Annotated in this window: 13 protein-coding genes; 5 read left to right on the top strand and 8 right to left on the bottom strand. The window is 60.8% G+C overall.

The features are described from left to right. Positions 1 to 5 precede the first annotated feature (5 nt). The 5 genes from BLS57_RS14710 to BLS57_RS14690 form a co-directional block, all read right to left on the bottom strand. Positions 6 to 116 (bottom strand): DUF2474 family protein, encoded by a 111-nt coding sequence (locus tag BLS57_RS14710; RefSeq protein ID WP_093743472.1) that lies wholly within the window; start codon positions 114 to 116, stop codon positions 6 to 8. Then, entirely contained in the window at positions 116 to 1123 is a 1008-nt protein-coding gene (gene cydB / locus BLS57_RS14705; protein ID WP_093743471.1) for a cytochrome d ubiquinol oxidase subunit II, read from the bottom strand. The genes BLS57_RS14710 and cydB overlap by 1 nt, the downstream gene beginning before the upstream one ends. 1 nt (position 1124) lies before the next feature. Then, the gene (locus BLS57_RS14700) at positions 1125 to 2543 is read right to left on the bottom strand and encodes a cytochrome ubiquinol oxidase subunit I (RefSeq protein ID WP_093743470.1); all 1419 of its coding nucleotides are present in this window, start codon (positions 2541 to 2543) and stop codon (positions 1125 to 1127) included. An 89-nt stretch (positions 2544 to 2632) separates the two neighbouring features. After that, positions 2633 to 3982: a HAMP domain-containing sensor histidine kinase gene (locus tag BLS57_RS14695; protein WP_093743469.1), complete on the bottom strand. Its 1350-nt coding sequence runs from the start codon at positions 3980 to 3982 to the stop codon at positions 2633 to 2635. Then, positions 3979 to 4650 carry a response regulator gene (locus BLS57_RS14690; protein WP_093743468.1) on the bottom strand — a complete coding sequence of 224 codons (672 nt, stop codon included), beginning with the start codon at positions 4648 to 4650 and terminating at the stop codon, positions 3979 to 3981. The genes BLS57_RS14695 and BLS57_RS14690 overlap by 4 nt, the downstream gene beginning before the upstream one ends. Before the next feature lie 161 nt (positions 4651 to 4811). On the opposite strand from BLS57_RS14690, the gene BLS57_RS14685 reads away from it, so the two are divergent. Further along, complete coding sequence (locus BLS57_RS14685; protein WP_093743467.1) at positions 4812 to 5933, top strand: Do family serine endopeptidase; 1122 nt, start codon at positions 4812 to 4814, stop codon at positions 5931 to 5933. A gap of 103 nt (positions 5934 to 6036) precedes the next feature. On the opposite strand, the gene BLS57_RS14680 is transcribed toward BLS57_RS14685, so the two are convergent. Next, on the bottom strand, positions 6037 to 6720 hold the full coding sequence (locus tag BLS57_RS14680; protein ID WP_093743466.1) for a response regulator transcription factor: 684 nt from the start codon (positions 6718 to 6720) through the stop codon (positions 6037 to 6039). Further along, on the bottom strand, positions 6668 to 8917 hold the full coding sequence (locus tag BLS57_RS14675) for a PAS domain S-box protein (protein WP_244153701.1): 2250 nt from the start codon (positions 8915 to 8917) through the stop codon (positions 6668 to 6670). The genes BLS57_RS14680 and BLS57_RS14675 overlap by 53 nt, the downstream gene beginning before the upstream one ends. 564 nt (positions 8918 to 9481) lie before the next feature. On the opposite strand from BLS57_RS14675, the gene BLS57_RS14670 reads away from it, so the two are divergent. After that, positions 9482 to 9739 (top strand): hypothetical protein, encoded by a 258-nt coding sequence (locus BLS57_RS14670; protein WP_093743464.1) that lies wholly within the window; start codon positions 9482 to 9484, stop codon positions 9737 to 9739. Positions 9740 to 9754: 15 nt separating this feature from the next. Here BLS57_RS14670 and BLS57_RS14665 read toward each other — a convergent pair whose 3' ends face one another. Beyond that, entirely contained in the window at positions 9755 to 10360 is a 606-nt protein-coding gene (locus BLS57_RS14665) for a LuxR C-terminal-related transcriptional regulator (RefSeq protein ID WP_093743463.1), read from the bottom strand. Between the two features lie 98 nt (positions 10361 to 10458). On the opposite strand from BLS57_RS14665, the gene BLS57_RS14660 reads away from it, so the two are divergent. From BLS57_RS14660 to BLS57_RS14650, 3 genes are all read left to right on the top strand, one after another. Further along, a complete protein-coding gene (locus BLS57_RS14660; RefSeq protein WP_093743462.1) occupies positions 10459 to 11658 on the top strand; it encodes a substrate-binding domain-containing protein in 1200 nt (399 codons plus the stop codon). Between the two features lie 96 nt (positions 11659 to 11754). Further along, entirely contained in the window at positions 11755 to 12522 is a 768-nt protein-coding gene (locus BLS57_RS14655; RefSeq protein WP_093743461.1) for an ABC transporter ATP-binding protein, read from the top strand. After that, the gene (locus BLS57_RS14650; RefSeq protein WP_093743460.1) at positions 12519 to 13220 is read left to right on the top strand and encodes an ABC transporter ATP-binding protein; all 702 of its coding nucleotides are present in this window, start codon (positions 12519 to 12521) and stop codon (positions 13218 to 13220) included. The genes BLS57_RS14655 and BLS57_RS14650 overlap by 4 nt, the downstream gene beginning before the upstream one ends. Positions 13221 to 13222 lie beyond the last annotated feature (2 nt).

The raw sequence follows: 13222 nt of genomic DNA, 5'->3' as shown, positions 1-13222 counted from the left end.
CTACGTCACCCCGGCATGATGACCAGCCGGATCGCATAGGCCACCACCGTCAACAGGACCACGCTGGCCAGCCAGAGCGCCACGAACCAACCGCTACGCTTTAGCCATTTGCGCATCAGTGGTAGCCCTCTTCGGGGTCAATCTTGCCCCGGAAGACCCAATAGGCATAGGCCGTGTAGCTCAGGATCAAGGGCAGCAGCACCAGCGTGCCGACCAGCGCGAAGATCAGGCTTTCATCGGGGGCCGCGGCCTCGGCGATGGTCAGGCTGGGCGGGACGATATGGGGGTAAAAGCTGATCCCGATGCCGATGAACCCCAACACGAAAAGCGCTTGTGCGCAGAGGAAGGGTTGGATGTCCGCCTTGCGCTGCAAGCCCCGCAACATGCCGAATGCGGCCAAGGCGACCAACAGGGGGACAACGCCGCTGAACAATGCTGTCGGCCAAGCGAACCAGCGCTCGAAGTAGACGCCATCTTTGAAGGGTGTCCAGAGGCTGACCAGCGCCATGAACACCAGCGTCGCCAGCGCCAAGGGCCATGCCAGACTGCGCATGTGGCGCTGAATGCGGCCTTCCAGTTTCATGTTGAGCCATGTGGCCCCCAAGAGCGCATAGCCTGCCGTCACCGCCACCCCGGTCAGGATCGAGAAGGGCGTCAGCCAGTCCCACCAGCCGCCCGCATAGGCGCGGCCTTCGATCTCAATCCCCTGCACCAGCGCGCCGAGCGCGATGCCCTGACAAAAGGAAGCCACAAGCGAACCGCCGAAAAACGCCATGTCCCACAGCGGCTTCCAACGCTTCGTCCGCCAGCGGTATTCAAAGGCGACCCCGCGAAAGATTAGCCCCAGCAGCATTAAAATAATCGGCATGTAAAGCGCGGGCATGACGATGGCATAGGCCAGCGGGAAGACGGCAAACAGCCCGCCGCCGCCCAGCACCAGCCATGTCTCGTTGCCGTCCCAAATGGGCGCGACCGAGTTCATCATCACATTGCGCTCGCCCTCGTCTTTGGTCAGCGGAAACAAGAGCCCGACGCCCAAATCAAACCCGTCGAGGATGACATAGATAAGCACGGCACCTGCGATGATGCCCGCCCAGATGAATGACAGTTCAAACCCCAGCATCTTAGCCCTCCTCCGACTTGTCGCGCACAGCGGCCTCTTCGCCGACGGCCAGAACCGGGCCGTCGTCCTGTGCCGCGTCGCGCTCGTCTTCCAGCACATGATCGACGACCGGCTTGCGCATCATGGACACGATGTACCAAGTGCCCGCCCCAAAGACGAAGAAATAAACCACGATAAAGGCGATCAGCGAGGTTGCCACCGCAGGGGCCGCCACCGGGGCCAGACTGTCCGACGTGCGCAGCAATCCGTAGACGGTGAAAGGCTGGCGCCCCACCTCGGTTGTGATCCAGCCCGCGAGCACCGCGACAAACCCCGCAGGCCCCATCAAGATCGCCAAACGGTGCAGCATCGGCGCGCTATAGAGCCGTCCGCGCAGCCGCGCCAGTGCCGCCCAAGCACCCAGACCCAGCATCGCAAAGCCAAGCGCGATCATGATGCGGAAGGACCAAAAGACGATGGCCACCGGCGGCTCGTCTTCGTCCGGGATGGTGTCCAGCCCGTCCAGAGGCGCGTTCAGATCGTGTTTGAGGATCAGCGACGACAGTTTCGGAATCTCAATCGCATAGTCGATGCGTTTCTCATCCGGGTTGGGAATGCCAAAGAGGATCAGCGGCGCGCCATCGGGGTGGCTGTCGTAATGCCCCTCCATCGCCATGACCTTGGCGGGCTGATGCTCCAGCGTATTGAGGCCATGCAGGTCGCCTGCGTAGATTTGCAGCGGCGTCACCAGCACCAGCATCCACATCGCCATGGAGAACATCCGCCGCGCCGCCGCATTGGCTTGATCGCGCAACAGGTGAAGCCCGCCGACCGCCCCGACAACCAGCGCCGTGGTCAGATAGGCCGCCAGCACCATATGCACCAAACGGTAGGAGAAAGACGGGTTAAAGACGATCGCCCACCAATCCTCGGGCACGAACTGGCCCAACTCGTTCATGCCGAAACCCGCAGGGGTCTGCATCCAAGAGTTCACCGACAGAATCCAAGTCGCCGAGGCCAACGTACCAAGCGCCACCAACGCTGTCGCAAACATATGCAGCCCATCGCCAACCCGCTTGCGGCCAAAGAGCATGATGCCCAGAAACCCAGCTTCGAGGAAGAAGGCCGAGAGCACCTCATAGGCCATCAGCGGCCCAACCACCGGCCCGGCCTTGTCTGAGAAGACCGACCAGTTGGTGCCGATCTGGTAGGACATGACGATGCCCGACACCACGCCCATGCCAAAGGCGACGGCAAAGATCTTCTTCCAGTAGTTGAACAGATCGAGGTAAGTTTCCTCACGCTTCCACAGCCAGAGGGCGTTCAGAACGGCAAGAAAACTGGCCAGACCGATCGAAAACGCCGGGAAGATGATGTGAAATGAAATCGTGAATGCAAACTGCACCCGCGCCAGAATTTCGGCGGTAAATCCGTCGAGCATGAGAAGCTCCGCGTGTTGTGTTACGCCCTATATAGGGCCGCCCGACAGTGAGAGGACAGGATAAATTGCCGCAGCGGTTGTGGAGTGCGTCACGCGCTAAAGGCGACTTTCACCAGCAACCCGGGGGCGTTGTCCGCAAGTTCAAGCCGCGCACCATGCAGTTTCGCCACTCCGTCGACCAGCGCCAACCCCAAACCATGCCCCGGTGTGCCACGGCTGCGGTCGAGCCGGTAGAGCCGCTGCAACACTTTGCCGCGGTCCTCGGCGGGGATGCCGGGGCCGCGATCTGCAACGCTAAGGATCGTCTCGCCAGCAGTTTGTTGAAGGGTGATCTCCACCGCTTCCGCACTGCCCGAATGACGGAGCGCGTTCTCAATCAGATTGGCGAGCAGTTGCCCCAGCAGTGCCTCATCACCCTCAACCAGTACGGGCCCTTCTGGCAGGTCGCAGCGCAGTTCTTTGCCCTGATCGGCGGCGGCGGGTTCGTATAGCTCCGCCATTTTGCGGCAGAGGTCGGCGAGGTCAACGGGCGCGAAATGGGCCCGTGCATCCCCGCGTTCGACCTGGGCGAGTTGCAGCAAGGATTGGAAAATCTTGGCGATCCCGTCTAGTTCGGCCCGCGCGCGCGCCAAGGGCTCTTCGCGGTCGCCGCCGGTTTTTTCTGCGCGGGCGAGGTCGTCGAGATGGACAGAAACCCGCTGGATCGGCGTCTTGAGGTCATGCGCAATGTCGAGCGACACCTGTCGCAGCGCCGCCACCGAAGTCTCCTGCGCCCGCGCCATTTGGTTGATCCCTTCCCCAATGCGCAAGAGATCGTCGGACCAGCGCGGCCCCGGCGCCACCCGCGCCGCCAGATCACCGGTGGTCAGCCGGTCCAACGTGGCACGGATGACCTCAACATGACGCTTGGACCGCCGCGCAAGGATCAGGCCACCGGAGAGCGCAATTAATACTGTGGGCAGCAGGCTGACCAGCAGGATGTTCACGAAGACTTCGCGCAGCGCTGTGATCTCGGCCCGGCTGCGCGCGATGGTCAGTAGGCCGCCATAGAGCGTGTCGGTGAGGGTCAGATAAACCCCGGTGTACTCCGCCCGCGCGGCACCAAGAGAGACGATGTGATAGCCCTCGTTGTCCCGCGCAATCGCGCCGTTGCCGTAGATGCGCCCATCGGGGCCGATATAGCTGAGGATCAAGCGGTTTGGGTCCGTCTCACGCGATTCCGCCTCGACCAAACGCGCCACGGCACCAGCGCTCGGGGCGGCACGAAAGCCTGCCATATCTTGCGCCAAGTCAGCGCGAATGGCCTGCTCAAATGAGCGCTGTGTGACGGCATAGCTGGCGGCAAGGCTCAGCAGGCTGACGGTCGCAAACAACAGCACCAACAACAGCGCCAGCCGCAGGGGCATTGAACGCCACAGCCCTGCCAGCCGGGCCTTCACGCGTCGATCCTGTAGCCCGCGCCGCGTACGGTCTGGATCAACTCGGTATCGAATGGCCGGTCGACTTTGGCCCGCAAGCGGCTGATGTGGGTCTCGACCACATTGGTCATCGGATCGAAGGAGATATCCCAGACCGCTTCCAACAACATGGTCCGTGTCTGGACCCGCCCTTTCCGCCGCAGCAAGTGCTCTAGCAAAGCAAACTCGCGCGGCAGCAGGTCGATTTCTTGGCCGGCCCGCGTCACGCGGCGTGTGATCAGGTCCATCGTCAGATCGCCTGCACGCAGGGTGGTCTCCTGCTCCAACGCCTGCGGGCGGCGCGCCAGCGCATTGACCCGCGCCGACAACTCCCCAAAGGCAAAAGGCTTTACCAGATAGTCATCCGCTCCGGCGTTCAGCCCGTCGATCCGGTCGTCCACCGCCCCCATTGCCGTGAGCAGCAGCACCGGAGTCGCATTGCCCGCGCCGCGTAGCGTTTTAAGCAGCGTCAGCCCGTCCAACTCCGGCAGCATCCGGTCGAGGATTAGCACGTCATATTGCCCGGTGGTGGCCTGCACCAACCCGTCGCGGCCATCGGCCACTACGTCTACCGCATGCCCCTCTTCGCGCAGACCGCGCGCAATATAGGTGCTGGTGGTGGTATCGTCTTCGACAACAAGCAGTTTCATCGGGGTCTCATTTAGGTTCGACCAAGAGGTAGGGCAATTTCGCCTGCCGCGCATCCCGCTGCCCGCATTCTCACAGATTTGTATAGCTCCCGCGACGGCGCTGTAAAACGCATGCCCCAAATAGGGCCTCGGAAATACGAATGCACAGCAAGGAGCATCCCATGAACAAGACCCTTTCCAAGGCCCCTCGCGCTGCGGCCCTTGCGCTGAGCGCCGCCGTCGCCGCGACCCCGATGCTGGCGCTGGCCCCTTCGACCGCGCTGGCCGTCCCCGCAGGTGGCTATGCCGATCTGGTCGAGGCGGTCTCCCCCGCCGTGGTCTTCATCGAAGTCACCGCCAAGCAAGACAGCGCCCAAATCCAGCAGCAGCTTCCCCCCGGCATGCCCGAGGAACTGCGCCGCCGGTTCGAGCATATGCTCCCCGGTCAGGACGGCGCCGCCCCCGCCCCGCGCCAAGGGTTGGGCTCTGGTTTTATCATCTCTGAAGACGGCCGGATCGTGACCAACCACCATGTGGTCGCGGGCGCGGAGAAGGTGACCGTGAAGCTCGCCGATGGTCGCAGCTTTGACGCCGAAGTGGTCGGCAGCGACGCAATGACCGATATCGCGCTGCTCAAAGTGACTGCGGATGTGGATCTGCCGAAGGTAGACTTTGGCACCTCGAAAGACCTTCGCGTTGGCGACGAAGTCGTGGCTGTGGGCAACCCCTTTGGCCTTGGTGGCACCGTGACTTCGGGCATCGTCTCGGCCCTGTCGCGCGACATTCAGGCGGGGCCCTTTGACGACTTCATCCAGACCGATGCAGCGATCAACCGCGGCAACTCCGGCGGACCGCTGTTCAACAACGATGGCGAAGTTGTGGGCGTGAACACAGCGATCTTGTCGCCGGGCGGAGGTTCGGTCGGCATCGGCTTCTCCGTACCCTCCGATCTGGTGCAGACCATCGTGGCCGACCTTTCCGATGACGGGACAGTCGAGCGCGGCTGGCTGGGTGTTCAGATCCGACAGATGACACCGGAGGTCGCCAATGTGCTCGGCTATGACGAACCCCGCGGCGCGGTGGTCGAAGCTGTTAGCGAGGAAAGCCCCGCAGCCGAAGCCGGTCTGAAAAAGGGCGACATCATCCTGTCCTTTGGCGGCGAGGAGATCGTCGATCTGCGCGACCTGACCCGCGCTGTCGCCACCACCGCACCCGAGGCAACGACCGAGGTTGTGGTGCTGCGTAAGGGGGCGGAAAAGACCCTCGACGTAACCGTGGGAACGCTGGAGCCCAAGCCAGTCTGACCCGCAACTTTCCGGTGGACCCCATGCCACCGGAGACCCGCCCCCGGTGCCTGTTTGGGGGGCTCTCTCCTCGGCGGCTATGTGCCGCCGAGGATTTTTACATTTAGCCGCTGTTCTCTGGCTCCCCCGCCCCGGCTGCGAGATGAAAGCGTACCAGATCAGCGACGGACCCGGCTTCCAATTTGCGCATCACGCGCGCCCGGTGCACCTCGACGGTCTTAACGGAGATATCCATTTCTGCACCGATCTCCCGGTTGGACTTGCCCGCGACGACTCGCTTGTAAACGCGGTGCTCCTGCGGGGTGAGCCGCGCCAACATCTGCGCGTTTTCCTCGACCGCTGCATTTGACTGACGCCGCTCTGCGTCCGCTTGCAGGGCCGCGTTGATGAGGTCGAGCATGTCCTGATTGCTGAATGGTTTCTCAATGAAATCCACGGCGCCAGCCTTCATCGCTTTAACCGCGGTCGAGACATCACCAAAAGCCGTCATCAGGATCACCGGCATCTCCAGCCCGCGAGCGACCAGTGCCTTCTGCAGTTCCAGCCCGCTCATCCCCGGCATACGGACGTCGCTGACCAGACAGCAGACCCCTTTGTCGTCAAAGGCGTCTAGAAACTCCGCCGCCCCACCAAAGGCGACAGTGCGCAGCCCCACCGATCCTAGCAACCAGACCAAGGACTCCCGGACCGCCGCATCATCATCCACCACATATACGATCGCGTTTTCTATCGTCTTACTCCTGTACGACGAGCGGGAGGCGCACTGTGATACAGGCTCCCTGCGCATCTGATTTGGCAACTTGAATGGAACCGCCATGGGATTCCGCAATGGTTTCGCAGATGGCCAGCCCGACCCCCAAGCCTTTGGCTTTGGTCGATCTAAAGGCGGTAAAGGCTTTTTCAACGGGCATGTCCTTAGCAAAGCCCGTGCCGCCGTCGCAAACATCCACCACGATATCTTCGCCCTCACACCGCGCCGTCAGCTTTACCTCGGCCTCGGGACGTCCGGAGTCGCGACAGGCGTCGATGCCATTTTTGATGAGGTTGATCAGGAGCTGTTCAATTTCGATCCGGGCGCAATGCAACGGGGTGCCGTCACACAGGTCATGGATGACAACGTCCACGCCGGTGGCAGCGCTTTCGGGCTGGATCAGCAGCCGGACAGACCGCAAAAGCTCATCGAAGGGCACGGTCACATGATCGGCGTCATCGCTGTGTAGATAGTTGGACATCGAGCGAAGGATCGCACTGGCCCGCTCGGACTGGCTCTGCATACTGCTCAGGACCGCGATCATGTCATCACGCTCTAGCTGGTCGTTCTTGGCACGCAGCACGCAGCCTGCCGCGAAATTATGGATTGCAGCCAAAGGCTGGTTCAACTCATGGGCGATGGCCGCCGTCATCTGGCCCAACGTCTCGCGCCGGTTGAGCAATTGCAGCGCGGTTTCATGACGGTGCAGCCGCTCCTCGCGCACAACCTTTTCGGTGATGTCGGAGGCAATGGTCAGCAGCCCGCCCGCGGCCACAGGGTAGTCCGTTACCTCCAGCCAGCGCCCATCCTTGGCCTGCGCACGAAAGAACTTCGCTGGGTCGGCGCGTCGATTGCGGCGCAGTTCGGTCCAGCGCGTATGCCCTTCGGCGCTGCCCTTGAACCGTCCACTCTCGGTAAAATGATCCAGCAGCTCGTCAAAGTGACGGCCGAGAATATCGCCTTCCATATCCGCATAGCTCGCGCGGTATTCTTCGTTGCAATAGACCAGCCGGTCTTCGTCATCGAAAAGCGCCACCATCGTCGAGATGTTCTTAAAGGCGAGCGCGAGCGCTTCCAAAGCGCTACGCCGGTCAGCTTCTGCGGCAACGATTTCGGTCATGTCGAAGCAGGTACCCCGATACCCCGCCAGCGCGCCATTGCTGTCGCTAAACGGCTTACCGGACATATCGATCTGACGCTCCTTGCCATCAGTTTGCGGGACAATCAGTCGGAGGTCGCGGAAGGGAGCCTGTGTTGCCAGCCGCTGCTGCAGCAGATCATAGTCGCCGCGATCACGATCGATATTGGCCTCGGCAAAGGTGCTGCCCAATTCGAAGAAAGGCGTACTTTCCGCTGTCTGCCGGCCGCCGCCCGACAGGAAGGTGAAGCGCCGGTTCACGTCCATTTCCCAGACCCAATCCGTGGCACTGTCAGCAAAATCCCGAAAGCGCGTTTCGCTTTCGACCAATTCATCCATCACGCGCTGCTGATCCGTTACGTCTTGAATCGCCGCCAACAGTCGCACGTCATCGCCGTTTTCCAACCTACGCATGCTAGACCGCAGTTCGATCTGCCGACCGTTCGCGGCAACAAACCTCAGCGTTTCGATTACATCGCGCGGGTGGCGGCCTGCGGTGTTTAGGCTGTGGCGGATTGTGGCGCGACTGCGGGGATCAACAAAACGCTGCCCCTCTGCCCACATCTTGCGCAGGGTCTCTGCGCCACGACCGAGGAGCGCTTCGACCTCTGGCGAGACATCCACCAGGTTACCGTCCCCGTCCCATTCAAGATAGCCCACCCCCGCGACCTCTGCGGCAAGGGCGTGTTTTGTTTCGCTGATCTCGGCCTCATGTGTCGCATCCTGCTGCGCAGAACGGTCCATCACCATGACCAAGACGCCTAAGACCTGCCCTCGGTCTGACAAAGGCTGATAGACGGCTGATCCTTTGGTGCGCCGCAGGACGGGACGGGCTGTGTTGAACAACCAAGTGACCTGCTGCCCAGTGAAAGCCTTTTCAATGTTTGCGGTGATTTCGGGAAGCAAGTCAGCTCGAATGACATCAGCTAGGTGTCTCCCGAGAATTTCAGTTCGAGAAAGTCCTGAAGATCTGCAGTAAGCATCATTTACGAAACCATACCGCATGTCTGGCGTAATAAACGCCGCCTGCACAGGTAAGGTGTTGAGTAAGCTTTGAAATTGAGTGTCTTCATCGGAAAGCGGAGCAATGAACATCCCCAGATAGCGATAGCGGTACATCCGTAGGCCAAGAACTGTTAACGCGGCAATCAATCCGAGCGCTAAAACGATCTCCGTTGGATGACTGTATAGTCCGCTTCCCTCCGGAGAGTCAGTCATCACAACGACAGACGCTTGAAGAAGAAGGAGCCCACATCCGGCAAAGGCCATGTAGCGGCTCACAAAGTCGCCTGTCCGCCGTGCAACGAAGGCGGATAGAACAACAACACAACACAGCGCGATCAATGTGAACGCCGCGACCAAACTCATCGACCACCTCTACTTTCCTGATAGAACCTCAGCCTTTTGGACGAATTTGTCTATTGGGGGAAACCCTGACGTAAACACCTACAACAGCCATGGCTGCTGCGCTGAAAAGAACATGCTGCAAAAATCCCTACGAAATATTCCAGTCAGTTTCAGATTGTTGCGACCGACTGTAGGGGTATTCCCTGATTGGCTGAGGGCAAGGCCCAATGGAACCCTTGGCCTAGGGCGGTTAGGTTGGTCTCCGGTCGGTTAAACCCGGCATTCCTATCAGCAGAACGCGGAACCCGAACATTGGATAAGAAACCGGAATTCGGCGATAATACGACCGCCAAAGTATCATCGCGTGGGCCATCACAAGAAGAGCTTCAACAAATCCGCGCGCTCTACGCTCAGGCCGACGCATTGGCCGAGATGCTTGGGGATTCCGCTTCGCAAGACGTGTCAGAAGGGGGAAAAGAGAGCGCCGATAGTGAAGAGGAATCGCCAGTAGTTTCTGCGGTTCAATCCAGCAGCATGGACAGCGACCCCGAACAGGGCGACCCACGCTAAGCGTTCGCTCTACGGCTATCTCTGACTGTTCGACACCACGTGATCGCTGTCGATCCCGCCAAGCGAATGAAACAGCCCGCTTGTGTTATTGACCCCAAACTTCTTAAGCAGCTTGGCACGGTACACCTCAACCGTACGGTGCGAAATATCGAGCTTAATCGCGATTTCCTTGCTGGTCAGCCCATCAGCCAAGTGACTAAGAATCTCCCGCTCGCGCCGGGTGAGCGGGAGATAGGGGCGCTCCGTCGATAGATCGGCAAAGCTCCAGACAGCGCGGTCCAAGGGGCTTTCAGGGGTAAAGGAATGCCCCCTGACACGACACCAGAACAGGCTGCCATCCTTGCGCGCCATGATGCGCTCGTCCCAGTAAGTATTCGTCTCGCGCAATTGCGTAACCCCCCGGTCGCGGATGTTCACAAACTCTTCGTCGGTCGGGTAAAGCATGGAGAACAACTGATCGCGCAGATCGTCGCGGGCATAGCCGAACATTTGCGCAAACGCGTTGTTGCAGTCGCGGATCAGCCGGTTCTGAGTCACCACCAGCCCAATCGGCGCATGCACGAATGCCAGTTCGGCAAATCGCCCGTCGCGAAAGCAATCTTCGGTACGTATTTCCACCATCTTGCCCCGTTTGGTTTATTCTCGGATGCTGAAATTCTAAGCTAGACGACGGGTTTGTGCGGCGCAACAGCGGCCACCACCCGTTCAGGGAGGATACCATGAAGACACTCACGCGGATCGCCGCCGTGACGGCAAGTGTTGCGACATTTGCCAGCGCGGCTTGGGCCGAAGACCCGATTAAGATCGCTCTTGTGCACGGGCTCTCGGGCAGCAGTTTCGAAGCCTTCTCCAAACAGGCACAGACCGGTTTTGAGCTCGGCATCGAATATGCCACCGACGGGACAAACACCGTCAAGGGCCACAAAATCGAGCTCATCATCAAAGACACGCAGTTCAAACCCGACGTCGCCCGCGCCGTGCTGGCCGAAGCTTATGGCGACGACGAGGTGCTGATGGCCATCGGCTCGACCTCATCGGGCGTGGCCAAGGGCATGCTGCCCATCGCCGAGGAATACGAGAAAATCCTGATCGTGGAGCCTGCGGTGGCCGACAGCCTGACCGGGCCGGACAGCAACCGCTATGTCTTCAAGACCTCGCGGAATTCCTCGATGGACATGCAGGCACAGGCTTTGGCGTTGCAGCCCGATGAGAACCTCTTTGTCGCCACCATCGCCGAAGACTATGCTTTTGGTCATGACGGCATCAGCGCGTTTAAAGCGGCCTTGGAAGGCACCGGCGCCACGGTTGTCGCGGAAGAGTATGTTCCGCAAGGCACGGCTGACTTCACCGCCCCTGCCGAACGCCTATTCAACGCTTTGAAAGACAAGGAAGGCCGCAAAGTCATCCTCGCCTATATCGCCGGGGGCGGCGACGGGCCGGGCAAGATCAAGGCGATGAACCCCGAACGCTATGGCATCGAAATTTCGATGGGCGGTCATATCCTGCCGGTGCTGCCGACCTACAAGCGTTTCCCCGGCATGGAAGGCGCGGTCTATTACTACTACGAAGCCTACGACAACCCGGTGAACGACTGGTTGGTCAAGACGCACCAAGAGCGTTTCGACGGCCCGCCGGACTTCTTTACCGCGGGTGGCATGGCGGCTGCGCTGGCAGCGGTCAAAGCCATTGAGACAGCCGACAGCCTTGAGACCGAAGACCTGATCGCCGCGATGGAAGGCATGTCTTGGGAGACCCCCAAAGGCACCATGACCTTCCGCCCCGAAGACCATCAGGCGCTGCAATCCATGGTGCACTTCAAAATCCGCGTCGATGAGAACGTCGATTGGGCGATCCCCGATCTGGTGCGCATCATCGAAGCGGATGAGATGGACATTCCCATCGGTCGCACCAACGACTGACACCAGATAAGCTGGCCTGCCACACCCACCGCCTGCGGTGGGCCAGCCCTTCTGTGTCTTTCTCCGCGCCAAATTTAGCGCCAAAGGTTTCAAATCATGCCTACGCCATCGCTCATCACGCGCGATCTGACCATTCGTTTCGGCGGTCACGTCGCCGTCAATCAGGTCTCCTGCGCCTTCCACCCCGGTGAACTCACCGTGATCGTGGGGCCGAACGGGGCCGGTAAGACCACTTATTTCAACCTGATCTCCGGCCAGCTCACCGCGACCTCGGGACAGGTGCTCAAAGGCGAGGTCGACCTGACCCGCATGGCCCCCTCGGCGCGCGCGCGCCAAGGTGTGGGCCGCGCCTTTCAGCTGACCAACCTCTTTCCGCAACTCACCGTGTTGGAGAACATCCGTCTAGCCGTGCAGGCCCGCGAGGGCGACGGCTGGCGGCTGCTGCGCCCGGTGCGCCGCTTTACCAAACTCACCCAAGATGCCGAGCATTACCTTGAAGCCACCCGCCTTTCACGCGTCGCCCATCTGCCCGCCGCCGCCCTGCCCCATGGCGACCAGCGCAAACTGGAGGTGGCGCTGCTAATGGCGATGGAGCCGGATATCTACATGTTTGACGAGCCCACCGCCGGCATGTCGCTGGACCATGCGCCCGACGTGCTGGACCTGATCGCGCAGATCAAATCTGACCCGAGCAAAACCGTGCTGCTGGTCGAACACAAGATGGACGTGGTCCGCGCCCTCGCCGACCGGATCATCGTGCTGCACAACGGCGAACTGCTCGCCGATGGCGCGCCTGCCGAGGTCATGGACAGCCAGATCGTCCGCGACGTCTACCTCGGCACCGCGACGGAGGAGACCGCATGAGCCTGCTGACCCTCGACCATATGAAAACCGACATTGGCCAATATGCCGTGCTGCATGACGTGAGCCTTGAGGTGCCCGAAGGCGGCGTTTTTGTCCTGCTGGGCCGCAATGGCGCGGGCAAGACGACGACGCTGCGCTCGATCATGGGACTGTGGAAACCCAGCCCCGGCACGGTGCGCTTTGACGGTACTGATCTCACCGGCCTGCACACCGCCGACATCGCCCGGCGCGGGATTGCTTATGTGCCAGAAAATATGGGCATTTTCGGCAATCTGACGGTCGAAGAAAACCTGATCCTCGCCACGGATAAAGGGCGGTTCGACCAAACACGCCTCAAACGCATCACCACGCTCTTCCCGGCCTTGGAACGGTTCTGGACCAAACAGGCGTGGTCCCTTTCCGGCGGGCAGAAGCAGATGCTCTCCGTCGCCCGCGCCATTGTCGAGCCGCGCCGGTTGATCCTGATCGACGAGCCGACCAAGGGTCTCGCCCCCGCCATCGTCGCAGCCATGGCCGAGGCCTTTACCGAGATTTCACGTGAAGCAACGCTGCTGCTTGTTGAGCAAAACTTCCACTTCGCCCGCAGCATCGGGCGCGACATGGCGGTGATCGACGATGGCCGGGTCGTACACAGCAGCAGCATGGCGGATTTTGCCGCCGACAAACCATTGCAAGACCGGCTGTTGGGCCTGTCGTGATG

This window comes from Sulfitobacter delicatus (assembly GCF_900102535.1).
Lineage (GTDB): Bacteria > Pseudomonadota > Alphaproteobacteria > Rhodobacterales > Rhodobacteraceae > Sulfitobacter > Sulfitobacter delicatus.
This window is presented reverse-complemented; position numbering and strand designations above follow the sequence as displayed.

Bases quoted from the DNA above. Each gene is read 5' to 3' on its own strand.
- BLS57_RS14710 (WP_093743472.1), bottom strand. From the start codon at position 116: ATGCGCAAATGGCTAAAGCGTAGCGGTTGGTTCGTGGCGCTCTGGCTG.
- cydB (WP_093743471.1), bottom strand. From the start codon at position 1,123: ATGCTGGGGTTTGAACTGTCATTCATCTGGGCGGGCATCATCGCAGGT.
- BLS57_RS14700 (WP_093743470.1), bottom strand. From the start codon at position 2,543: ATGCTCGACGGATTTACCGCCGAAATTCTGGCGCGGGTGCAGTTTGCA.
- BLS57_RS14690 (WP_093743468.1), bottom strand. From the start codon at position 4,650: ATGAAACTGCTTGTTGTCGAAGACGATACCACCACCAGCACCTATATT.
- BLS57_RS14685 (WP_093743467.1), top strand. From the start codon at position 4,812: ATGAACAAGACCCTTTCCAAGGCCCCTCGCGCTGCGGCCCTTGCGCTG.
- BLS57_RS14680 (WP_093743466.1), bottom strand. From the start codon at position 6,720: ATGCGCAGGGAGCCTGTATCACAGTGCGCCTCCCGCTCGTCGTACAGG.
- BLS57_RS14675 (WP_244153701.1), bottom strand. From the start codon at position 8,917: ATGTTCATTGCTCCGCTTTCCGATGAAGACACTCAATTTCAAAGCTTA.
- BLS57_RS14665 (WP_093743463.1), bottom strand. From the start codon at position 10,360: ATGGTGGAAATACGTACCGAAGATTGCTTTCGCGACGGGCGATTTGCC.
- BLS57_RS14660 (WP_093743462.1), top strand. From the start codon at position 10,459: ATGAAGACACTCACGCGGATCGCCGCCGTGACGGCAAGTGTTGCGACA.
- BLS57_RS14655 (WP_093743461.1), top strand. From the start codon at position 11,755: ATGCCTACGCCATCGCTCATCACGCGCGATCTGACCATTCGTTTCGGC.
- BLS57_RS14650 (WP_093743460.1), top strand. From the start codon at position 12,519: ATGAGCCTGCTGACCCTCGACCATATGAAAACCGACATTGGCCAATAT.